24 protein-coding genes and 1 pseudogene are annotated in these 22,883 nt (G+C 34.3%); 17 read left to right on the top strand and 8 right to left on the bottom strand.

Translation table 11 applies throughout. From position 1 onward, the window contains the following. Nucleotides 1-340: 340 nt before the first annotated feature. The 3 genes from ABH957_RS03810 (at nt 341) to ABH957_RS03800 (ending at nt 4,226) form a co-directional block, all read left to right on the top strand. On the top strand, nt 341-1,507 hold the full coding sequence (locus tag ABH957_RS03810) for a serine hydrolase domain-containing protein (RefSeq protein ID WP_404447235.1): 1,167 nt from the start codon (nt 341-343) through the stop codon (nt 1,505-1,507). Between the two features lie 329 nt (nt 1,508-1,836). Further along, the gene (locus ABH957_RS03805; RefSeq protein ID WP_404510660.1) at nt 1,837-3,591 is read left to right on the top strand and encodes an adenine deaminase C-terminal domain-containing protein; all 1,755 of its coding nucleotides are present in this window, start codon (nt 1,837-1,839) and stop codon (nt 3,589-3,591) included. Between the two features lie 113 nt (nt 3,592-3,704). Beyond that, complete coding sequence (locus tag ABH957_RS03800; protein WP_404447230.1) at nt 3,705-4,226, top strand: hypothetical protein; 522 nt, start codon at nt 3,705-3,707, stop codon at nt 4,224-4,226. Nucleotides 4,227-4,348: 122 nt separating this feature from the next. Here ABH957_RS03800 and ABH957_RS03795 read toward each other — a convergent pair whose 3' ends face one another. After that, nucleotides 4,349-5,728, bottom strand: a complete 1,380-nt coding sequence (locus tag ABH957_RS03795) for a catalase (protein WP_404447228.1) — start codon at nt 5,726-5,728, stop codon at nt 4,349-4,351. A 271-nt stretch (nt 5,729-5,999) separates the two neighbouring features. Here ABH957_RS03795 and ABH957_RS03790 point away from each other — a divergent pair, with 271 nt between their 5' ends. Together ABH957_RS03790 and ABH957_RS03785 are read left to right on the top strand one after the other, a co-directional pair. Then, nucleotides 6,000-7,217, top strand: coding sequence for an aspartate aminotransferase family protein (locus tag ABH957_RS03790; RefSeq protein ID WP_404510658.1), 1,218 nt, complete (start codon nt 6,000-6,002; stop codon nt 7,215-7,217). 303 nt (nt 7,218-7,520) lie between these two features. Beyond that, the gene (locus ABH957_RS03785; protein ID WP_012261183.1) at nt 7,521-8,972 is read left to right on the top strand and encodes an MFS transporter; all 1,452 of its coding nucleotides are present in this window, start codon (nt 7,521-7,523) and stop codon (nt 8,970-8,972) included. Between the two features lie 68 nt (nt 8,973-9,040). Here the strand turns inward: ABH957_RS03785 and ABH957_RS03780 are convergent, their stop codons facing one another. Genes ABH957_RS03780 through ABH957_RS03770 form a run of 3 tightly spaced genes read right to left on the bottom strand, consistent with a single transcriptional unit; the run spans nt 9,041 to nt 12,214 of the window. Next, nucleotides 9,041-10,150 carry a DUF4018 domain-containing protein gene (locus ABH957_RS03780; protein ID WP_404453317.1) on the bottom strand — a complete coding sequence of 370 codons (1,110 nt, stop codon included), beginning with the start codon at nt 10,148-10,150 and terminating at the stop codon, nt 9,041-9,043. Further along, entirely contained in the window at nt 10,125-11,288 is a 1,164-nt protein-coding gene (locus ABH957_RS03775) for a DUF58 domain-containing protein (protein WP_404453320.1), read from the bottom strand. The genes ABH957_RS03780 and ABH957_RS03775 overlap by 26 nt, the downstream gene beginning before the upstream one ends. Continuing rightward, nucleotides 11,285-12,214 (bottom strand): AAA family ATPase, encoded by a 930-nt coding sequence (locus tag ABH957_RS03770; protein WP_012261180.1) that lies wholly within the window; start codon nt 12,212-12,214, stop codon nt 11,285-11,287. The genes ABH957_RS03775 and ABH957_RS03770 overlap by 4 nt, the downstream gene beginning before the upstream one ends. Nucleotides 12,215-12,412: 198 nt before the next feature. On the opposite strand from ABH957_RS03770, the gene ABH957_RS03765 reads away from it, so the two are divergent. Beyond that, nucleotides 12,413-12,730 carry a PadR family transcriptional regulator gene (locus ABH957_RS03765; protein ID WP_000991891.1) on the top strand — a complete coding sequence of 106 codons (318 nt, stop codon included), beginning with the start codon at nt 12,413-12,415 and terminating at the stop codon, nt 12,728-12,730. Between the two features lie 7 nt (nt 12,731-12,737). Beyond that, complete coding sequence (locus ABH957_RS03760; RefSeq protein ID WP_404453323.1) at nt 12,738-13,274, top strand: DUF2812 domain-containing protein; 537 nt, start codon at nt 12,738-12,740, stop codon at nt 13,272-13,274. A 117-nt stretch (nt 13,275-13,391) separates the two neighbouring features. Here ABH957_RS03760 and ABH957_RS03755 read toward each other — a convergent pair whose 3' ends face one another. Then, entirely contained in the window at nt 13,392-13,688 is a 297-nt protein-coding gene (locus ABH957_RS03755) for a hypothetical protein (protein WP_404453326.1), read from the bottom strand. 191 nt (nt 13,689-13,879) lie between these two features. Between ABH957_RS03755 and ABH957_RS03750 the strand changes: the two genes are divergently transcribed. Continuing rightward, nucleotides 13,880-14,989: a lactonase family protein gene (locus ABH957_RS03750; RefSeq protein ID WP_404510656.1), complete on the top strand. Its 1,110-nt coding sequence runs from the start codon at nt 13,880-13,882 to the stop codon at nt 14,987-14,989. 166 nt (nt 14,990-15,155) lie between these two features. Here ABH957_RS03750 and ABH957_RS03745 read toward each other — a convergent pair whose 3' ends face one another. After that, complete coding sequence (locus ABH957_RS03745) at nt 15,156-15,404, bottom strand: hypothetical protein (protein ID WP_002013535.1); 249 nt, start codon at nt 15,402-15,404, stop codon at nt 15,156-15,158. Between the two features lie 282 nt (nt 15,405-15,686). Between ABH957_RS03745 and ABH957_RS03740 the strand changes: the two genes are divergently transcribed. The 9 genes and pseudogenes from ABH957_RS03740 (at nt 15,687) to ABH957_RS03700 (ending at nt 21,631) form a co-directional block, all read left to right on the top strand. Beyond that, nucleotides 15,687-16,070 carry a VOC family protein gene (locus tag ABH957_RS03740; protein WP_404453331.1) on the top strand — a complete coding sequence of 128 codons (384 nt, stop codon included), beginning with the start codon at nt 15,687-15,689 and terminating at the stop codon, nt 16,068-16,070. 15 nt (nt 16,071-16,085) lie between these two features. After that, the gene (locus ABH957_RS03735; protein WP_404453334.1) at nt 16,086-16,628 is read left to right on the top strand and encodes a GNAT family N-acetyltransferase; all 543 of its coding nucleotides are present in this window, start codon (nt 16,086-16,088) and stop codon (nt 16,626-16,628) included. Further along, a pseudogene (locus ABH957_RS03730) lies at nt 16,628-17,214 on the top strand (kinase). Before ABH957_RS03735 ends, ABH957_RS03730 begins: the two are co-directional and overlap by 1 nt. 35 nt (nt 17,215-17,249) lie before the next feature. Beyond that, entirely contained in the window at nt 17,250-17,828 is a 579-nt protein-coding gene (locus ABH957_RS03725; protein WP_404490876.1) for an HAD-IA family hydrolase, read from the top strand. Between the two features lie 178 nt (nt 17,829-18,006). After that, nucleotides 18,007-18,741 (top strand): response regulator transcription factor, encoded by a 735-nt coding sequence (locus ABH957_RS03720; protein ID WP_404453341.1) that lies wholly within the window; start codon nt 18,007-18,009, stop codon nt 18,739-18,741. Continuing rightward, the gene (locus ABH957_RS03715) at nt 18,741-20,057 is read left to right on the top strand and encodes a GHKL domain-containing protein (RefSeq protein WP_404510654.1); all 1,317 of its coding nucleotides are present in this window, start codon (nt 18,741-18,743) and stop codon (nt 20,055-20,057) included. The genes ABH957_RS03720 and ABH957_RS03715 overlap by 1 nt, the downstream gene beginning before the upstream one ends. An 89-nt stretch (nt 20,058-20,146) precedes the next feature. Continuing rightward, complete coding sequence (locus ABH957_RS03710; protein ID WP_404453347.1) at nt 20,147-20,830, top strand: YhfC family glutamic-type intramembrane protease; 684 nt, start codon at nt 20,147-20,149, stop codon at nt 20,828-20,830. After that, nucleotides 20,827-21,213, top strand: a complete 387-nt coding sequence (locus tag ABH957_RS03705) for a DUF3887 domain-containing protein (RefSeq protein ID WP_404447198.1) — start codon at nt 20,827-20,829, stop codon at nt 21,211-21,213. The genes ABH957_RS03710 and ABH957_RS03705 overlap by 4 nt, the downstream gene beginning before the upstream one ends. Nucleotides 21,214-21,319: 106 nt before the next feature. After that, entirely contained in the window at nt 21,320-21,631 is a 312-nt protein-coding gene (locus tag ABH957_RS03700; protein ID WP_404447195.1) for a hypothetical protein, read from the top strand. A 42-nt stretch (nt 21,632-21,673) separates the two neighbouring features. Here the strand turns inward: ABH957_RS03700 and ABH957_RS03695 are convergent, their stop codons facing one another. After that, the gene (locus tag ABH957_RS03695; protein ID WP_002084833.1) at nt 21,674-21,889 is read right to left on the bottom strand and encodes a helix-turn-helix domain-containing protein; all 216 of its coding nucleotides are present in this window, start codon (nt 21,887-21,889) and stop codon (nt 21,674-21,676) included. Nucleotides 21,890-21,899: 10 nt separating this feature from the next. Next, nucleotides 21,900-22,382: a DUF2975 domain-containing protein gene (locus ABH957_RS03690; protein ID WP_002013525.1), complete on the bottom strand. Its 483-nt coding sequence runs from the start codon at nt 22,380-22,382 to the stop codon at nt 21,900-21,902. Between the last annotated feature and the right edge of the window lie 501 nt (nt 22,383-22,883).

The raw sequence follows: 22,883 nt of genomic DNA, 5'->3' as shown, positions 1-22,883 counted from the left end.
TTGTTAATATTAATATGAACTCCTTAAATTTATAAGATAATTCGATTGGGAAAAAGATATGTTACTGGAACAAACATATATGTACCTTTGAAACGAACGCAATTAATGAATCATCTTAAAAATAATAAAGACGAGGTGAAATGAAAATAAGGGCAGTTAAGTGGCTGTCCTTATTTTATATGCCCTTTTTATTTTCATGCATAGCTCTTTCGCAGTTTATCGTATCAAAATTTGAACGTAAGTATTTCGTAAGGAATGGATAAGAAAAAAGAGAGTTTTATCATATAGGATTAAAGTATAACTTGAATTAATCCGATATTAATAGAGGAGAGGGAGCCTTATGAAAAAATGTAATTCAATTAAGTTAGCAAGTTTGGCAGTTTTATTAGCGGGTACTACTCTATTCACACCAGGTTTTACTGTGAAAGCAGAGTCTGTTCAAAATTTATCTAGTCCGTCACAATCACATGATCAAAAGAACCGAAATGGTTGGAAACAAGTAATGCAGGAAACAGTTCAGCTTGGAACCCCAGGAATATTAGCGAAGACGTCTAACAATGGAAAGATTAGTAGTTATACTGCTGGCGTCGCGGATTTAAATACAAAGAAAACAATGAAATCGGATTATCGTTTTCGGATTGGGAGTGTGACGAAGACTTTTACCGCTACGACTGTTCTTCAATTAGTAGGAGAAAATCGCGTGCAACTTGACGATCCAATTGAAAAGTGGCTACCCGGTCTCATTCAAGGAAATGGGTATGATGGCAATCAAATTACGATACGTCAACTTTTGAATCATACGAGTGGTATAGCTGAATACTTAAAGTCAAAAGACGCTGACATAATGAATTCGAGAAAAACGTATACAGCAGAAGAAATAGTGAAAATGGGACTTTCTCTACCCCCAGATTTTTCACCAGGTAAGGGATGGCTGTATTCAAACACAGGATACGTGATATTGGGAATGCTTATTGAAAAAATAACTGGAAATAGTTATGCGGAAGAAATTGAAAAGCGAATTATTGAACCTTTGGATCTGTCAAATACGTTTTTACCAGGGAATTCACCCGTTATTCCAGGAAAGGATCATGCTCGTGGGTATATGAAAATAGAAGAAACAAGTGAATTGAAAGACATGACGTATTATAATCCGAGTTTAGCTAATTCAGCTGGAGATATGATTTCTAATGCGGACGATCTAAATAAATTCTTTTCATTTTTACTTGGTGGTAAGTTACTGAAAGAACGTGAGCTAAAAGAAATGCTTACTACAGTTCCTATAGAAGGAAAAGGTGTTGGTGATGGATATGGGCTTGGGATCTATGAGACTAAACTTCCAAACGGTGTTTCAGTTTGGGGTCACGGAGGGGCAATTCCTGGATTTACAACTTTTGTTGGCGGAGTAATGGGAGGCAAACATACATTAGCTGCCAATATTAACTCTTTAGGTGCGATGGATGTTTTTACACAGTTTAATAAAATGATGCAAATTGAATTTAAGAAATAGATGAAAAGAAAGCGAATGGAATACTGCTTTAAAGGACAGTATTAGCATTCATGGTATGGCAGCAATCAAGTATATGTAGAACATAAATACGGATACAAGTGTAATTCAATCTTATAGTCTAGTATAAAAAGATGTCAGTTGCATGACATCTTTTTTATTTTGGATCAAAGAGATATATTACGAATTTTGAAAATTGTTATTTTTGTAATTATTACATATAATAAAGGGTATAGGGGATATACAGGGGAGTTATGAATGGATAATACTTTAGTTAGTTAATTAATTTTTGTTTTAATAAATAAAAGTAAATTGATGTGGAGTGAAATACATTGGGACAAAATCAGTTTAGATGGAGTAACACACAATTACGAGAACATGTTGAAGTAATAGATGGCACAAGAAGCCCGCACATTTTATTCAAGAATGCAACATATTTAAATTCCTATATGCGCGAGTGGGTGCAAGCAAATATTTGGATCTATGATGACCGCATTATATATGTAGGAGAAAAACTACCAGAGCAACTACATGAATGTGAAGTGATTGATTGTGATGGAAAGTATGTAGTTCCTAGTTACATTGAACCGCATGCACATCCATATCAATTGTATAATCCAGAAACTTTAGCGAATCATGCGATGCAGTTTGGGACAACAACTTTTATTAATGATAATTTAACTTTATTTATCACGTTACAACGTGAAGAAGCATTTCATTTATTAGATGAATTTGAAAAGATTCCGGCAAGTATGTATTGGTGGTGTCGTTTTGATGGACAGACTGAACTACAAAATGGGGAATCTTTATTTAATAGTGAAGAAATAATGGAGTGGCTGAAGCATGAAGATGTTCTTCAGGGCGGCGAGTTAACAGCATGGCCAAAACTATTAAATGGCGATGATGAAATGTTACATTGGGTGCAGGAAACAAAGCGCTTACAGAAAAAAGTAGAAGGTCATTTTCCCGGTGCGTCTGAATCAACGTTAGCGAAGTTAAAGTTACTAGGTACTGATTGCGATCATGAAGCGATGACGGGGCAGGAAGCATTAACACGTCTTATGCAAGGTTACACCGTTACTCTTAGAAACTCTTCTATCCGTCCAGATTTAGAAGTTTTACTGAAAGAATTGCTGGAATTAGGTGTCAAGCAATTTGATAGATTCATGTTCACAACAGATGGTTCACATCCGTCATTTTATGAAAACGGAATGACGAATAGGATGATAGAAATCGCGATAAAGCAAGGAATACCAGTAATTGATGCCTATAATATGGCAAGCTATAACATTGCTTGTTATTATAATATGGAGCATTTACACGGCGCGATCGCGACAGGAAGAATTGCAAATATTAATATTTTGGAAAGTAAAGAAAATCCGATTCCAATAAGTGTAATTGCAAAGGGTAAGTGGATGAAGCGTGACGGAATAAACAAAAATGCATCATTACATATAGACTGGAGTAAATTCAAAGTAACTCCATTATCATTAGACTGGTCTTTAAAGAAAGAAGATATGATTTTTTCTGAAACAACAGGTATAAAATTATTAAATGATGTTATTTCAAAACCATATGTAACTGAAATCGACTTAAACGGTGAGGAACTTTCTCTAGATCATGATGAGTGTTTCCTTATGATGATTGCTCGTGATGGTACTTGGCGAGTGAATACAGTTGTAAAAGGCTTTGCAAATAAATTAGGAGGCCTTGTTAGCTCCTATTCCGGTACAGGTGACATCATCCTCATTGGAAAGAGTAAAGAAGATATGCTTACAGCTTTTCATAGGGTAAAAGAGCTTGGCGGGGGAATGGTAATAGCTGAAAAGAATGAAGTATTACACGAAATAGCATTACCATTGCTCGGGATTATGTCTAATTTAAAAATGAGTGAATTAATACAGGAAGAAAAACAGATGGTGAAATTATTGCAAGAGCGTGGCTACGCGTATGACGATCCGGCATTTACGATTTTATTCTTTTCTGCGACGCACTTGCCTTTTATACGGGTAACACCTATAGGATTATATGATGTGAAAAGTAGTAAGGTACTTGCTTCGCCGATGAAACTGATAAATCAATATTAAAAGGAAAGGTTCTATAAAAAGTCTATTTTATAGGACCTTTCTCATTCTTAGCATAAGAATATCCTAAGCCTCAAATAATATAGTATCTAAATCATTTGAGGTGATACTTAAATATGAAAAAACTATTGTATGTTTTAAGTGTATTTATTTTGTGCGTATCTATACAGCATGTGGTACATTCTCAGTCAAATGCACCAAGGTTATCTTCGGATTGTCTGGAAGAAAGTAAAATTCGTGATGAAAAGTATGTGAAAAACATTATGAATGACATTATATCTACATTTGATTTAAAGATTGATGGAAATAGTTTTTGGGAAATTAGTAAAAGAGACCTAGAGGCTGCACATTTGATGTATGGCGGAAGGGAAAATGATTCTTATTATAATTCGCTAACTAAAGTTTATGATAGTGGTGGATATAGGGGAGAGCCTAGATTATTTGTGAAGGCGCAAGAAGCATTTTTACTTTATAAAGAAATAGACGATACTAATGTAATGAAACGCCTAAACCTTGAAAAAGGGGAATGGATTGTTACCGAAACGAAAAAGAAGCAAGGGAAAATCGTGGAATACAAGCCGTTACAATGTGAAAAGGATTATCTGGAAAAAAGAAATGAGTACCATAATATGAAATGAGATGACGAAAATCTTGAAGGGGAAAGATTTCGTTAATAAATGTACATTGGTCGATAGAAATCACGAGTAAGTTCGCAAAAAAACGTCATTTTAATCATTAAAAATGACGTTTTTTTATATTCTTAAAGCCTTTGCATCGCACTCTCAATCCTCTTTGCCAAATCAGCTGACACTTCATGGAAATACCCTAAAACTACCTTTCTTATATCATCGGAGATAACTTTCAAATCACTAGCTAAGTTTTCGGCAAGATGTTCTTTTTCTATCGGTTGTAACTTCGCATAAAATTCACCAGGCTGCCCAAAGTCGTCTTGCTTAGTTATAGAAGCTCTTTCAAGTTTTCCTTCAACGTATCTTCCGTCACCGCTAGTTGCTTGATTAGCAGGTGTCCAATTTTGCTGTTGGTTGATCGCTATTTTACGAAATTCAGGTCCAATTCTTCTTCTTTGAGAATCACTATAAATGTTAGCACGACCTTGTAGCATTTTATCATCTGATAGTTCTGCACCGTCTAGTAAATTAGAAGGGGAGAAAGCGACTTTTTCTACTTGTTCTTTATAGTTTTCAGGATTTTTATTTAATACCATTTTGCCTACTGGTATAAGAGGATACTCCTTTTCATCCCATACTTTTGTATCATCTAAAGGGTCATAAGAAAGGTGTGTTTCATCTTTAGGATCCATGAGCTGGACATATAAACCATATTCCACTGCTTTACCAGCCTCAATTGCATCGTATAAATCTTTCCCGCTATAATCAGGATTTTCGGCGGCCAGTTTATTTGCTTCCTCACTAGTAATGAATTGTACACCTTCAAATGGATACCAATGATACTTTACATACTTTCGATAACCTTGAGCATTTCTCCAAACATATGTATTTACACTATGTCCTGGGATGTGGCGAAGACTTTTTGCCGTACCAGCATCAGAGTATAAACGGACAACAAAATGAATGGATTCGGGTGCTCTAGCAACAAAATCCCAAAATCTATCAGGGTCTATTAAGTTATTTTTAGGTGAAGGTAATAACGCATTAATAGTTTCAGGGAAACGCATCGGATCACGAACAGAAAAGACAGGAAGGTGGTTACATAAAAGATCAAATACGCCTTCTTTTGTATAAAATTTTGTAGCAAAACCTCTTACATTTCTAGAAGTATCAGGTGTTCCTTTCGTACTAACAGCTAATGAAAATCGAACCATAACAGGAATTTTCTCATTAGAATTTTGTAAAAAGCTTAGTTTTGTATGTTCAGACATCGGATATATCGTTTGAAAATAACCGAATGCACCAAATCCTTTTGCATGAACAGGTCTTTCTAAAATTTTTTCATGAATAAATTCTTGTAACGCCTCGTGCAGTACATTATCTTGCTTTAAAATAGGTCCACGTGAACCAACTGTTTGAGAGTGAAGTATAGCTTGTTCATTACGTTCTCCATTTTCATTAAAGCCTTTCCCTAGTAAAGATTGTCCCTGTTTATCATAGTTTTCATCCATCGATATAGCCTCCAAATCTTTTTTTTCCATTGTTACTAAATATGATTTTATAGCCTTGATTATGTATGAAACGCAAAGTTCAAAATAGTAACAGACCGCTAGATGAAAAAAACGTGTATGTAGTGGACCTGTTGAAATAGAAGAAATTATGGAAAAATGAATATCGGGAAGAAAATTACTATTAAAATTACAATCTTAAAAATGAATTTATACATGACTTTATAGAGAATGAACATAAATAAACAGGGAAAATAACTAGGAGGAATTTAAAATGTCGGATTGGTCTCAATTAGATAAAGAATATATGATGCCTACGTATTGTCGTACGAAGGTTGCAATAGAAAGAGGAGAAGGGTGCAAGCTTTATGATGTGGATGGTAAAGAGTATGTAGATTTATTTTCTGGTGTCGGAGTGAACGTATTAGGGTATAATCACCCGAAAATCGTGCAAACGACAATGGAGCAAGTTACGAAGTCTCTGCATCTTCCGTTTCATTTTTTAAATCCAGTTGCGATTGAGTATGCAAAGAAATTAGTTGATTGCTCTTTAAAAAATGGAAAAGTCTTTTTTACAAACTCTGGTACGGAAGCGACAGAAACAACATTGAAATTAATTGATAAATATAGAGCGAATACGCATGAGGAACGTGAAGGAATCGTAGTGCTGAAGAATAGCTTCCACGGGCGTACGTTAGGGGCACTTCATTTTACGAGACAAGAAAGTGTATATCAAAATTTCCCTAAAACATCGATTCCTGTATATGAAGTAGAGCGCGAGAATATAGAGCAATTAGAAGAAACAATTGTTAAAGAAAATCCAATTGCGATTATGCTAGAGCCTGTATTAGGTAGCGGGGGGATATACCCTTTATCGGGTGAATATTTACATGGTGTTCAAAACTTATGTGATAAATATAATGTCATTCTTATCGTTGATGAAGTTCAAAGTGGTATGGGGAGAACTGGTAAACTATTTGCTTATCAAAATTTCAATATTACACCGGATATTATTCAAATTGGTAAGGGAGCAGGAGGCGGGATACCGCTTGGCGGAATTATTGTAGGTGAAAAGTTATGTGATGTATTTGCACCAGGAGATCACGGCACAACGTTTGCTCATTCTTCAATGGGAACGGCTTTAGGGTTAACGGTTTTAAATACATTGATTGACGATGGTTTAATGCAAGAAGCGTATGAAATGTCACACTATCTAAATGATAAATTGCAAGAAATTCAGAAAGAAAATTCTTATTATATTCAGGAAGTACGTCATGCTGGGATGATGTTTGGAATTAGTTTGAATGATAAGAATGAAAATGTTAAGAAATTACAGGTGGAGCTAATGGAGAAAGGAATGTTAGTTGATGTTACACAAGGGAACATCATCCGTTTACTTCCTCCATATATAATTACTAAAGAAGAAATTGATGCATTTATTTATGAGCTTATCTCCTGTATTCATAGCTTATCAGCTATAGCGAGTGTTTAAAAAACTTTATAAAAAAGCACCTTATTTTTAATTCAAATAGGAAGAAAATAGGGGTGAAAAAAATAAATTTACGTATTAAAATAAAAAGCTGAAAAAGGTACTCGTATAGCGCCTTCTTCAGCTTTTTAAAATAGTAAATTACTTAATCTAGGAAGCATCTCGTTGGACAAATAATTAATTATGTGAAACAATAATAACAGATAAGGAGACGTTGCTTTTCCTTAAGTGCTTCGTATTGAATTTATTCTAGTAAGAGAAGGTGTGCTTAAAGAAGTTAAATTAAATAAGGGGCTGTTTTACTATATGCAACAAAATAATGATTTGAATTTTGAACCTCAAGACGTTAATATTGTCAATTCTAAACAAGCGAAAAAAGCAGTTATTGCTACTGGTATAGGGAATGCAATGGAGTGGTTTGACTTTGGATTATACGCGTATTTAGCGGTAATATTAAGTCAATTATTCTTCTCAGGTGTGGATAATAGTGGTTTGCAACTTGTACTTACATTTGGTACATTTGCAGCGGCCTTTCTCGTTCGACCAATCGGAGGTATTTTCTTTGGTAGAATAGGAGATAAGTATGGCCGAAAGATTGTTTTAAGTACAACTATTATTTTAATGGCACTTTCTACATTATTCATCGCATTACTACCAACCTATGAACAAATTGGTGTATGGGCACCAATACTACTTTTAATTGCTCGAATGATTCAAGGCTTCTCTACAGGCGGCGAATATTCAGGAGCAATGGTTTATATCGCAGAATCTTCTCCAGATAAAAAGCGTGGTATACTCGGTAGTGGTCTTGAAATTGGAACACTCTCAGGTTACATTGCTGCCTCGGTAATTGTTACCATTTTAACGTTATTATTAACAGATGAGCAAATGCTCAGCTGGGGATGGCGTATTCCTTTCTTAATTGCTGCACCAATTGGTTTGGTCGGTTTATATTTACGACGTCATTTAGATGAATCTCCAATCTTTCAAGAGATGGAAAAAGCACAAGAGGAATCTGAAGACAACGAACAATTTTCATTTATGGATATATTAAAATATCACAAAAAAGACTTCTTATTAAGCACAGTAATTGTTGCCTTCTTTAACATTACAAACTATATGATCCTTTCGTATATTCCTTCTTATTTAACACAAGTACTAAAAGTCAAAGAAACAACGGGCTTATTAATTATTTCAATTACGATGGCACTTATGATTCCACTAGCACTTTATTTCGGTAAATTAAGTGATAAAGTAGGTAATAAACGCGTAGTACAAATTGGTTTACTCGGTTTAGCATTATGTTCAATTCCAGCATTTTTATTAATTGGTAACGGACATATTGTAGCCATGTTTGCGGGTATTTTCATTTTAGGTTTCTTCCTTAGTGTATATGAAGGAACATTGCCTTCGCTATTACCAGCACTCTTTTTCACAGATGTACGTTATCGTGCGCTTTCTATCTCCTTTAATATTTCTGTATCTATATTCGGTGGTACAACGCCGCTTGTATGTTCATACTTAGTTCATGCTACTGGTAATCCACTGGCACCAGCATTTTATTTAACAGGTGTAAGTGTAATTGGATTAATTGTGTTTAGTGTACTGTTTGTCACAACATCAGGACGTGCACTAAAAGGTTCTTATCCTACTGTAGAATCGAAAAAAGAAGCACATCAAATTGCTAAAGAGGATCCTGAAGAAACACTTTGGTGGCATGAAGAATCTTTAGAAATTGAAGCAGGAAAAAAAGCATAATTTGTGAAAAGCAACGTGGACTTTTACACAAAAAGACTCCTAGTTTAATAGGAGTCTTTTTGTATACATCATTTTCTCTTCTTCTTCAAACTCTTCTGATACGCATAAAGCTTATAAACCTCTTCCTTAAATTCATGCAGAAGTACAGTGTTTTCACCATTTGAATAACGCACTACATTATACGCGTCTATAATAATATGACTCTGAATATTTACCTCTTCTTCATCATTAATTCTCTCTAGCCAAGCTTCAACAGTTTCTCCTCGTTCTCGGTTTAAAGGGGGGGATAGTTTACTCTCGAGTTTGAAAATTTCTTTACGAATTTCGTTATGTGGTGGTTTATTTCGTTTGAACCGTTTTGGGCTAATGCCTTCTTTATCAGTAATGATTGTAGATTCAAAGACAGGCATATTTGGTAAACTCAAATGTTTTCGTTTTTTTACTATTTTCCAAACGACGTAAATAGCGATGGCTGTACAGGCTATTATTGTAATGCTATTTATGAGAGTTGGATCAAAAGGACGCTGCCCCAGGTCCTCTTTAATTTGAGGATCTTTTAAATTTCCTTTATTCGACCAAAAGTCGTCTGTATCTTTTAATGCAGCTGCCGAGAACAATGGATTTAAAGCATAACCAAATCCTAAGGCAACTACTTGTATGATATAAGAAAAAAGAAGCCGAATATAAGGAAATACCGGAATAAGTAAAACGCTAATTATTCCAATCGTAATAATAGAAGTGAAACGTAATAGCTGTTGATTACGATTGGAACCTGTTAACCAAAATGTAATCATAATGTGTAAAGTTAATAGTAACAATTTCCACAATGGTGGAAAGGGGGCATAAAATATAGCTGAAACGACAAACCATACAATACCGCCTAACGATTTTTGTACTGGATATCCCGGTCCAACAGAGTGTAAGATAAAGAAAAACAGTGGTAATAATATTGTGCCTAAAATAGAGAAAGGTAGAAATAAAGAACAACCGATTATTTGAATAACTAACAGTAGTACAAAACCTGTTGTTTTTTTCTTCATAAATTTATGAAGAAGAAATATTCCTACATAACCGGTCACTAAAAATATAGCAATACCAACTAGTTCGTCCCTTTCTGTTAATAACGAAAGGAGGAGGAGCAGAATAAAGTCATTAACGTGATAGAGCCAAGTTTTCAAGCTTCTCCACCATCCCTTCATTATTAATGAGGAACGTAGGCTGAGATAGAAGAGGGAGATCATTCTTCTGCATACCGATGTATATCATTGTAGAGGATCGCTCCCTTTTTCTCGTTACATAGTGAAGAAATCCTTGTTTTGGAAGTAACGTACTATCATCTGAAATACGTGCTAATTCCTCTAAAGCCTTCCCGTAATGTGTTTGTCCTTCATTTAATGGTAAATGCAATGCACCAGTTTCTGCTAATAGACTAATAAATAATTCAAACGGTATTTGATGCTTCGTTGCGAATTGACAAATGTATGTTGTAAATGAAATAAGGTCTTCTACATTTTCTTTCCAACCGAATCCGCGATCAGCAGCTAAAGAAAGACAAATCGTCCAACTATAATTTTTTACAGGTTCATATTGCTTCGCTTGTAACGCCTGCATTTTGGCGGATGCTTTCCAATGAATAGAGCGGAATGATTCACGCTCGTAGCGCTTTACACCGATAATGGATGTTTCATCATTGTAAAAAGAGAAATTCGTTCGATACGAACCTGTTAATAGTTGCTGAAGTTCTTGTAAGCCGGCTACCTCTTTAGGAGAAGGGTACACAATAATTTCAGCCTTTAACTTATCGAAAACAGGTAAATGTACAGTTAAAAGATGAAAAGGATCTTTTAAAACACATTCGAACTGTTCAATTTGAAACACACCACGCTTCGTTGCGGTTAATGTTAAATCCCATTTTTGTGCTGAATGAGCAGGTTGTGAAAATGGGAAAGAAAATAACGTTTTCGATATTTGTTCAATCCCTTGATCCTTATGCGGTATAAGAGATGAATTTAAATGAAAATAACAAACGCCGTTAACAAGTGGTATGTTTGCACCATTTTTTAAATGAATATAAAATTGTCCAGATTCATCTGGGAAAAGCCGAGTTGTTTGTTTCTCATTTATAATTTGAAATTTTTTCTCTAAGTAAGCGACATATTTATAAATGAAAATCGCAAATAAATAGTAGAAGAAAAAGAGAAACATAATAATTCGTTGCGGCAGAAAAAACGTAAAAAGTATAGCGCCTGGCACAGTTAATTGAATAATATGGAGTTGAAAAAATAAAGGTACAGTTACAACGCGCTGTCCATTCATGCTTGTTCAATCTCCACAGGTACGTCCACTTCTTTTAAAATCCTTTGCATTAATTCATTTTTTGTCGTACGTAAAGCTCCTTCCATTGATAAGACGATACGGTGATTCCAAACGGAAGGAACTAAAAATTGTATATCTTCAGGTGTGCAATATTCTCTGCCGCGTAAAAAGGCTAGTGCTTGAACGGCACGTACTAAAGCTAATGTAGCACGCGGGCTTACACCGTTAGCAATGTAATCATGATTTCTTGTAGCGTGAGCAAGCTTAATAATGTAATGTTCTAACGGTTCTGATACGAAAATTTCTTTCACTTGTTTCTGTGCTTCTAAAATGTCTTCTAAAGAAATGACAGATGTGACGCTTTCTAACGGTGCATTGTTACGAAAACGGCGCATCATTTTTAATTCATCTTCAGGAGACGGATAACCAATTGAAATCGTCATTAAAAAGCGATCAAGTTGTGCATCTGGAAGAGGGAAAGTTCCTTGTGATTCAATCGGGTTTTGCGTCGCAATAACAAAGAATGGTTTCGGAAGAGGAGTAGACTGCTTTTCAAGCGTTACTTGTCGTTCTTCCATCGCTTCTAACAAACTAGATTGTGTTCTCGGCATCGCGCGGTTAATTTCATCTGCAAGTAGTATATTTGTCATAACTGGTCCAAGTCTTAATTCGAATTCACTAGTTTTTGGATTGAAATATTCAATACCTGTTACATCACTCGGAAGTACATCAGGGGTAAATTGAACGCGAGAAAAATTACCACCAATGCTTTTAGAGATTGTTTTTGCTAGTAATGTTTTTCCAGTACCAGGTACGTCTTCAAGCAGTACATGTCCATCAGCAAGCAGTGAAACGAGGAGTAAATCAATTACATTTTCCTTACCGACAAAAACAGATCCTATGTTTTCTTTTAATTTATTTATCATATGTATCATTCCTTTCAAAATAAAAGTGGATATTTCTATATTTTAACGAATTATTCAGAAAATTGGTATGATTTTTTAATCCGAAGAAATAGATATTTAATTTTACACTTGCATATTTTGGAATATGATTACACAATATCGTTATACGATGTATCGTAAGTCGATATATCATGAAGCGATGTATCGGAGGTAGTTATAATGAATGCGAAAGCGCAAAAATACATTCCATTAACTGAGGCGACATATTACATATTGTTGTCACTTGTAAAGCCAATGCATGGTTATGGAATTATGCAAATGGTAGAAGAGATGACAAATGGGGAAGTAAAGCTCGGTCCTGGTACTTTATATGGGAATACTACGAAGTTATTAAAAGAGAAATTGATTGTTGAAGTTGCCTCTACAGACAGAAAGAAGTGCTACGAGTTAACACCATTTGGTAGAGAAGTGTTAGAGCTAGAGTATAACAGACTGCAGAGATCTGTAAGGAATGGAAACAGTATATTAGGGGAGTGAATGGAAGATGGAGACAAAGAAGATATTCAAACCTTTCGCGGTATGGAGCGTAGAAAAAGAAGAAGCTTTTTTACGGAATATGCACCAACAAGGCTGGGCATTACAAAAATACAATGTGATGTATACGTTTAAGAAAACGGAGCCGAAAGATGTAATATATAAAGCGGATTTTAGATTGGATTATAAAGATTCAAAAGAAAAACAAAAAGAATATATTGAACTATATGAAATGTGTGGCTGGAAACATGTAACGAGTTTTACAAAATGGAATTATTTTTGTAAGGAAGTAGAAGAGGAAAATGAGTTGCCGGATATATATTCAGAAAAGGAGACGAGGATACAAAAACTAAAGGAGTTATCACTATTCTTTGTTATTATGTTAGCAACTATATTACCATCAATGTATAACGTATTTTTAAGTCCGATAGAATCAAGAGTGCCTATTTGGGCGAAAGTTATGGTGGGGGTTGTTAGTTGTATGTGGATGTATCTCTTTATAAGGCTCTCTTGGAAAATTAAGAAATTGAAAAGCGAAATATTATAATAAAGAGCGGATTTTAAAAGAAGATGATTTCGTAGATATTATACGGGAATCATCTTCTTTCATTTCTATGTAATTTTATTTTGTTCACTCTTTTTTACATAATAAAAGACTGTATATTTAAGGAATAGAACTAACAGTTACAAAGATAATACTAGTAATAATACCTAAAAAAATCATAAATGATGAAGAAACGATTAATAATAATGAACTACTGATTAAGACTATTTTATTAGAGTTTTGATGTTTAAAGTGGTAATAAAGTAAAAAGCCGCAAACAGTAGAAACAATCCATATAGCTAGACCGTAAGGAGTTGTTATCTTCTTCCAATCGAAAATCCAAAAGTAAAAAATACTTATGTGACAAGTTAATAGTAGAAATGTAGATGGAATCATTAACTTTTTATTTAAAATCATTTATTTCACCTCTCTTATGTAAATATTACTAAAAGAGTGTGGAGTTGAAAATATAATAGGGAAGTGAATAAGGTTTTCACTTAAAGAAACTACGAGATGAGTAAGAGATATTTCTAAATCAATTTCCATTTGCAGGGGAATTTAAATGGAAAAAGAACCATATAAAATTATGAAGGGAGGAGAGTCATAAAATGCAGAGAATGAACAATTATTTTCGTGCTCGTGCGAGTATGGTATACATGATGACTAATAATGAAGTAATGAATCACATTGTTGCTTTTCATATGGATACGAATGGAGTGCTCACTTTTGTGGGTTCTTACCGAACTTACGGAAGAGGTACTGGTATAAAGGAAGTTTCTACAGAAACGGCAAACGATGGTATAGATCCTCTAGCATCACAAGGTTCTCTCACTTTGTCCCGTGATGGTCGTTTCCTATTTGCAGTTAACGCAGGCAGTCATAGTATTAGTAGCTTTATCATAGCAGATAACGGGGTGCCGACTTTCGTGGATGTAAAGTCATCAGGGGGTGCTCAGCCCAATAGCATTGGTGTGTATGATAATCTTCTCTATGTCTCCAATGTAGGTAATGCTGCAAACAATTTTGCATCAAATATTACTGGATTTCACATAGATGATAAGGGAAACCTTACACCTATTCCAGGATCCACTCATGCTCTCAGTACCTTTAATGCTCAGCCTGCACAAGTGCTCTTCACCCCGGATGGTAGTAAAATTGTTGTCTCCGAGCTTACATCAAACCATCTCAGTATCTTCCATGTAAATAAAGATGGTACGGTTACAGGACCAATTGTTAATGATTCTTACGGTAAAGGCCCATTGGGTGCTTACTTTCTATCGTCCGGAATTCTCTTAGTTACAGAAGCGGTTTCAAATGCGTTGTCATCTTATTCATTGAGCAATGACGGTACTCTTCATGTAATCAGCGGCTCTGTACAAAACGGATATAAAACTGCCTGTTGGGTTATAACAACGAAGGATGAACGTTTTGCCTACACTACGAACACTTTAAGTGGCACCATCTCCACCTACCAAATCGCCCCCAATGGAGTACTGTCAGTAGTAAGGCATATTACTAGTACACCGCCGGGGACAGCACCGGGTCTTCCGATGGATGTTGGAGTGAGTAAAGATGGACGACATTTTTACACCCTTAATGGAAATCAGGGCACAGTGTCAGTATTTAATATTCAAAGTGATGGTAGTCTAGTAAGGTTGCAGGTTGTTGCTTCATCAAATTTTCCTTACTTTGGGTCGCAAGGCTTAGCTGTTCTTTGATTCTATTGGGCCGCTATATTTGTGTGGAAAAGAAAAATATATAACGGTGTATGAATAGTAGACATGTAGATGAATTAGGAACCTTTGATTAAACAGCAATTGTCCACCTTACTTACGTAAAACGGAAAAACCCCCTATAGAAAATTGATAGGGGGTAGGGAAATGTTTAAGAGAAAGACTGATTTTGCGCAGGTTTTATAAATTGTTCTGGGTTTTCAACAAGCCCACATACAGCACATTGGACGCGGTAAGTAGGTCCTTGATAAGCCATATGAAAAGCGTTCATCGTTTCATTCGTGTATTCTTCTTCTACATGACCAGTTTGTGGATTTAATTTTACTGGTTTTACTTGTTGCTCAAGAATATTAAAGCGCGTTCGGTTCGTTTTACAACTTGGACAAAGCATTGGTTCCATATGTATACACCTCCATTTGTAGCATTTCTTAAGCGGTATGATTTTATGCAAGTAAAAAAACTTTCTCAATATAAATAGGTGTTTATTATATTTAAAATTCAGAAAAAATAAAATATAATAAATGTAAGAACTGGTTATGTCCAAACCAAATCTCCTGTTTTATGCCAATAAGCTGGGGGGCCGAGAAATCGGCCTCATTTTTTTGTGCCCATCTCAATAAGGTACAAGGTTTTTAAAAACATTTGTCGAATTTTTAAAGGTGAAGGTTAAGGGGGAATAATTATGAACTTAAAAATGAAATACATTATTTTATATGTAGAAAGGTTTGAGCAATGTCTTCAGTTTTATAAAGAAATTTTAAGGTTACCAATAAGAGAAGAGCACGGTACATATATTGAATTTGAAACAGGAGCAACAATTTTAGCGATGAATACACGAGAGGATGTTAAGGAGTTAACGGGACTACCTCTTACAGAAGGTGTACTACAATCTTCTCATTTTGAGTTAGGGTTTGTTGTAGAAGATGTAAAGGGAACGATTGAGAAATTAAAAGAACAAGGGGTGAAAGTTCTAGTTGAGCCAATCGTAAAACCGTGGGGACAAACAATTGCTTACATTGCTGATCCAGACGGTAATTATATTGAAATTTGTAGTTCATTAGAATAGAGGGAGAAAAAGAGGATGGGGTTTCCAAAATTAGAGACAGAACGTTTACTATTAAGAGAACTTACACTATTAGATGCAGAAGCGATGTTCCATTATTTTTCAAAAGAATCCGTTATTCGTTATTTTGGAATGGACTCTTTCGAAAATATTGAGCAAGCGAAAACGACAATTCAAACGTTTAGAAAGCGTAATGAAGAGGGAAGCGTATTTCGCTGGGGAATAGAGAAGAAAGGAACGGATCAATTAATTGGTACGTGTGGATTTCATTTAATTAACAATCATCATAAACGGGCTGAAATTGGTTATGAGCTAGATGATACATATTGGGGGCAAGGATACGCAACCGAAGCACTGCAAGCAATGCTAGCTTACGGATTTGAAACGTTGCAATTTATAAGAATTGCAGCTGTCGTATATATAGAAAATGAAGCTTCCCGTAATTTATTAACAAAAGTCGGATTTCAAGAAGAAGGATTACTTCGAAAATATATGATTCAAAATGATGTTGCTCATGACACGGTCGTTTATTCATTATTAAAAGAAGATTGGCAAAAGTAATGAGCACAAATGAAATAATGAAGGTTATTAAGGAACATAAAGATAAGCGATTTATAATAGGTATAGACGGACTAAGTCGTTCGGGTAAAACAACATTGGTTAAAAAATTAGAAGAAAATATGAAACGAAGTGGAATCTCGTTTCATATTTTTCATATTGACGATCATATTACCGAGCGTAACGAGCGATATAATACTGGATTTGAAGAGTGGTATGAGTACTACAACCTTCAATGGGATATCGATTGGTTGCTGCGAAACCTTTTTCAAAAGTTACAAAGCGACATTGAATTAGAATTACCTTTTATCATGATGAAACAGACTCATGTGAAATGAAAGAAATACAGCTTCCTTTAGTAGGTGTAATAATTATAGAAGGCGTTTTTCTGCAGCGAAAAGAATGGAGAGATTTCTTTCATTATATGATGTATTTGGATTGTTCAAGAGAGACAAGGTTTCTACGTGAAAGTCCAGAAACGCAGAGGAATCTTTCAAAATTTCAAAGTAGGTATTGGAAAGCTGAGGAGCATTATTTGGAAGCGGAATTGCCGAGGGATAGGGCGGATTTAGTAATACAAAATATGTAACAATGTAAGTAAGTACAAAATAGAAGGTGTATAAAATGAATATATTATGGGATTTTGATGGGACGTTATTTAATACGTATCCTGCATATACAATGATGCTTTCTGAAATATTAGGTGATGCAGTAGATAAACAAGAAATATACAAAAACTTAAAAATATCATATTCCCACGCAATCCAGTATTACAACATTTCAAGTGCGCAGGAAGAAAAGATTAAGGTTTTGAAGAAAAAGTTTACTCCAAAAGATATGAAACCATTTGAAGATGTCGAAGAGATTTTGAAATTTGCACATAAAAACGTGATTATGACACATAAACATAGGGCAGGAGTTATGGAAATCTTAAAATATTACGGCTGGGACAAATACTTCGTCGATATGGTTACAATTGACGATGGTTTCCCCCGAAAACCGAACACTTTATCTTATGATCATTTGCATAAAAAGCACAGTATTGATTTAGCTATTGGTGATAGAGAATTAGATTTATTACCTGCAAAAGAATTAGGTATTTCAACATGTATGTTTCAAGGGAATTGTGATGTAGCGGATTATTCTTTATCGCATTACTCGGAATTTTTTAACGTAGTGATTGATAGAGAGGTTATTTTATAAATAATTCAAATAAAACCTTTACTTTTTGCTTGAAAGTAGAGGTTATTTTCTATGCTTTATAAAAACTATAGAAAATTAATACTTTCTAGTACTTAGGAGGAGATTGGTATAACGATTTGAATTATATAGTTATAGATAAATCTATAGATGAAAAGATTTCAATAAAGCGAGTGATCACATGAGTATTTTCATTTTAGAAGATGATGTCATACAAGCACAGCAAATGAAGCGGCTAGTTGAAGAGATTTGTGAGGAGTATATGTTGCCTTTTGATTTTATAGAGGTAACTAGTAAAAGTGAAAACATCATTACTAACATTCCTAAGGCGAAGTATATCCCAATCTATTTTTTAGATATAGAGATAAAAAGAGAAGAACGTAAAGGGTTACAAGTGGCACAAGAGATACGAAAGTATGATACGCAAGGAATTATTGTGTTTGTAACGACGCATTCTGAATTTGCGCCTATTTCATATCAATACATGGTATCAGCTTTAACTTTTATTGATAAAGGGTTGCCATACGAGGAGAGGTGTAACGTTTTTGAACAATGTTTACTCCAATATGAAGCGCGTAATAAGCATATTATTCCATCTGATGATTTTATCGTTGAAAATAGTAATGCGACTGTGCGGGTTCCGTTTCATGAAGTTGAATATGTTATGACTGATGAACCGCACCGTTTAGCATTAGTGACGTTAGATCGTATCGTTTATTTTTATGGAACATTAAAGGAGATAGAAATAATAGATGAACGTTTATTTCGTTGTCATCAATCATATATCGTGAATACGAAGCAAATGTCTTATTACGATGCGAAGCAAAAAATGATAGTTTTAAAAAGCGGGAAACGTATTCCAGTATCACGTCGTTTATTGAGTAAAGTACGTAACATATTAAAGGGTGAGATGTAATGTATATTTATGATTTATTTGCAATACTGCTTACTAGTATGAGCCATACGTTTTTATACATTCAATTAATTCGGTACAATAGATTGTCAGTTAGAATGTTAATAACTTTAAGTGCGGTATTCATTATTTTACTCGCGATTGTTGTAACAGTAACGAGATATCCAGAGTTGAATAGTACCATTGTGTTATTTCTAATAAGTTTAGGATTAATGCAAAATGAATTGAAATTTAAGCATAATTTATATTTTGCACTAGTGAGTATGGTGATTATAACGTTAGTGAAAATGTTGCTTTTCGATTTAGGAATGAAAATCTTTATGTTAACGCCATTCAATTTATATTTATGGACAGGTAGCATTATTCACCTTATCGTATCAACCCTTACTCTTATAGGTATTGTATTAGCTCGTAAACGAATTCAAAGCATTGCTCAGTACATAGTAGGAAGTCCACTATATTATATTACTTATATTTTGTTAATTGTCGGGTTTATTATTGAACTAATTTTGACTAGACCATCCACTGATTTTTTAGCAAAGTTAAATCAACAATATGGTGAATTAAGTTACATATCAGCAATTGTATTGTTTTTTATATTACTACTTATTGTATTACTAAGTTCACATTTGGCGAAAGAGGAGTTAGTGGAGGAGCATGAAAAACGTTTAGATAAAGAGTTATTAGATTATGTGGAGAAATTAGAGGATATGCATGATGAGCTTGCTAGTTTCCGTCACGATTATATGAATGTATTACTATCGTTAGAAGAGGGAATACGTACGAAAAATGTGAAAGAAATTGAGCAAGTGTACTATGACGTTATAGCTCCTACGTTAAAAACAATAAATGATCATGAACTTGATCTTGCGAAATTATCTCGTATACATATACCTGAAGTGAGAAGTGTATTGAGAGCGAAAGTTGGTACTGCCCAGCAACAACAAATAAAAGTAATGCTTGATATACCGGAGAAAATTGAAATTGTTTCGATGACGATCATTTCATTTATTCGCATCATTTCAGTTTTAGTAGACAATGCAATTGAAGAGGCAGTACATAGTGAGGAAAAGATATTGCAAATCGCATTCTTTGAAATGGATTCACGACAATATTTTATTGTACGTAATAGTTCAAAGGATGAAGTGATTGATTTGCAAAAAATTTATGAGAAAAACCATTCAAGTAAAGAAGGGGCTAGAGGATACGGGTTATTCTCATTAAAACGTATTATGAATAAAACAAATAATGCGACGTTAGAAACAACGTATGTAAGTCCTTATTTTACTCAAACATTCATATTAAAAGAGATGAAATGACCATCTATGATGAAAATGAAACCGAATAGGAAAGAACTACATACTTTCTTCACTCGTTTTTATACACTTCAAGTAAGAGGTGAAACGAGATGAATGGTCTTATTTTTACAGCGTGTATAAGTATAGGATTACCGCTTGTTGCACTTTTATATGCTTTTTGGAAGAAACGTTATATCCCGTATATGCTAGGCGTATTGGCATTTGTTGTATCACAAGTTTTAATCCGTATACCAATACTGAATTATTTAAATGGAAATAGCACAGCTTTTTCAATGTTTAGTGTCATGCAGCCTATATTATTTGTGATTATGCTTAGTTTGTCAGCTGGTATTTTTGAAGAGATAGCTCGTTTTATTGCAATGCGTTATTTTATGAAACCACGAGATTGGCAGTCTGGATTTTTATTCGGAGTAGGGCACGGTGGTATTGAAGCTGTATTGATAGTCGGTATTCCAGTAGTATCTCTATTATTATCGCAAACAGTTAGCGGAAATACGGATAGTTATTTTGTCGGTGGAGTGGAACGTATCTTTGCGATGTTAATCCATGTCGGTCTGTCATTCATTGTATTGCAAGCTGTTGTCCAAAAGAAATTTCGTTATGTTGTATATGCAATTTTCATCCATGGGACTGTAAATGCACTAACAGGCATCATCCCACTATACGTACCAGCAGATAGGGCTATATTAACTGTAGAAGTTACAATAGCAATTTGTGCTTTACTTCTATTTAGTTATAGTTTCATCTTAAAAAGAAAGGGTGTATTAAAATGAAAAGAATGTTACTCATTATTATAAGTGCTATTGCGGCGTTCGCACTTGCAGCATGTACCGGTAATAAAGTAGATGAAAGTACGTCAAAAAAATTTATTCCGAAGGCGGAAGAAATTGTAACGTTACTAAATGAAGCTAAGTATAAAGAGGTGCATGACAAATTTGATAGTAAAATGAAAGCTGGATTACCAGAAGAAAAAATGAAAGATCTTACACCTGTAATTGAAAAAGCTGGTACATTCGAAAAGATTGAAAAAAAGTCGATTGAAGAAAAAGATGGTTTATATACAGTTGTTCTCGTAGCAAAATATAGTAAAGAACAACGTACCTTTATCATAACTTATAACGCTAAAGAAGAAATAGCTGGTTTATATATTAAATAAAAACAGATACAGTGGAAGTTTCCACTGTATCTGTTTTTTTGTTTTAACCAAATTATGGTTATTCGTGCTAATATGAACACATAGCTATATAAAAGGGGTGGGTATTATGAGAACCGAAATAGTTCCCAAAAAGAAGTACAGTATAATAAGCTATATATCTTTACTCATCGGAATTATGTGTTTTTTATTCGTTTTTATAACTCCGACGAGAATAGCGAATGCGGGAAATATAGTTGGAGATTATGTAACGATTGCTCTTACAGGTGTAGGTATTATACTTTCAATAATTACAATGACGAAACAAACAGAGAAGAAGGCAATTGCAATTATCTCATTAATACTTTCCTCATCGTTTTTTATTTTTTGGATTATCGCGATTATCTTATTGTTTACTGGGCAAATAAGTTTTGCGCCGTAATGAGCGATAAAAAGAGTCCTTCATTACGAGAAGGACTCTTTTTTATTCGCTATCTTCAGGTTGATATTCTAAAATATCCCCAGGCTGGCATTCTAATGCTTTACAAATAGCATCTAAAGTTGTAATTCTAATTGCTTTTGCTTTTCCATTTTTTAATATAGAAAGGTTAGCCATTGTAATTCCAACCTTCTCCGAAAGCTCTGTTACACTCATTTTTCTTTTAGCTAACATTACATCAATATTAATTATTATTGCCATGTTATTCACCTCAGACCGTTAAATCATTTTCTGATTTTATATCTATCGCATCTTTTAAAAGTCTTTGGAGAACGGCAGCAAAGACTGCGATAACCATTGAAGCAAAGATTAGGAGCATGCCAAGTATAATAATACCTGGTGCGTCATCTCTCTCTGCTACAAGATAGAAGAGTGGCATACCTACCACATATAAAATACTGATTGTTACTGCGCAGTTTTTTATCTTTTTTAAAGCCCTAACAGATAATTTCGAGAAAGCGTTACCCTTGTCAATGAAGCTTACAAGCTTAAAGGCTTGATATAGAGCAAAATAAAAAGGTAGCACCGTTGCATATAGATTGATTAAAACAAGATATTTTATAAATGCAATATCTGGGAACAATTCTGCTGCATATTTCCCTATGTTAGGAACTAAAAATATACATAAAGCAAGAACAGGGATTCCAATCAGAATAATAGCTGTCTTTAAAAAGAGTGTTGATCCTTGTTTCATATAAAGCACCTCATTTATTAATTATCTATTTAATCTAACATGAAATTTATCGTTTAACAATAAATTTTTATTTATTATAATCTTGTTTTTATTGTTAAACCAATTTTGTATTTTAATGAAGATAATCATTCCTTCTTTCTGTAAATGATGTTATGTTAAAAGTAACGATTAAGTCGTTCTTATCCCGCTATTTGTGGGAGTCGGGCTGCCCGTAAAAGCCCGATTGGTGAAGGCTAATAATCAGTGGGGATGGAAAAAAAAACCTCTGATTAAAGTTTCACTTTATAGATAATAATTAATATGATTATACCTTTAGAATTTCTTCAACTACTACAAATAAATCAATAGTAAAAAGCCGATTATCCTGAAGTGCACCCCGATTGTTAGACACAGTCTAACAATCGGGGGTGCACTTTTTAATGGCTAAACTTTCTTCAAAAGAAAAAATACGAGCGATAAGACGATATTTAGAGGGGACTGAAGGTGGAAAAACAATTGCTA

This window comes from Bacillus sp. RC242 (assembly GCF_044908245.1).
In the GTDB taxonomy this organism is placed as follows: Bacteria; Bacillota; Bacilli; order Bacillales; family Bacillaceae_G; genus Bacillus_A; species Bacillus_A mycoides.
This window is presented reverse-complemented; position numbering and strand designations above follow the sequence as displayed.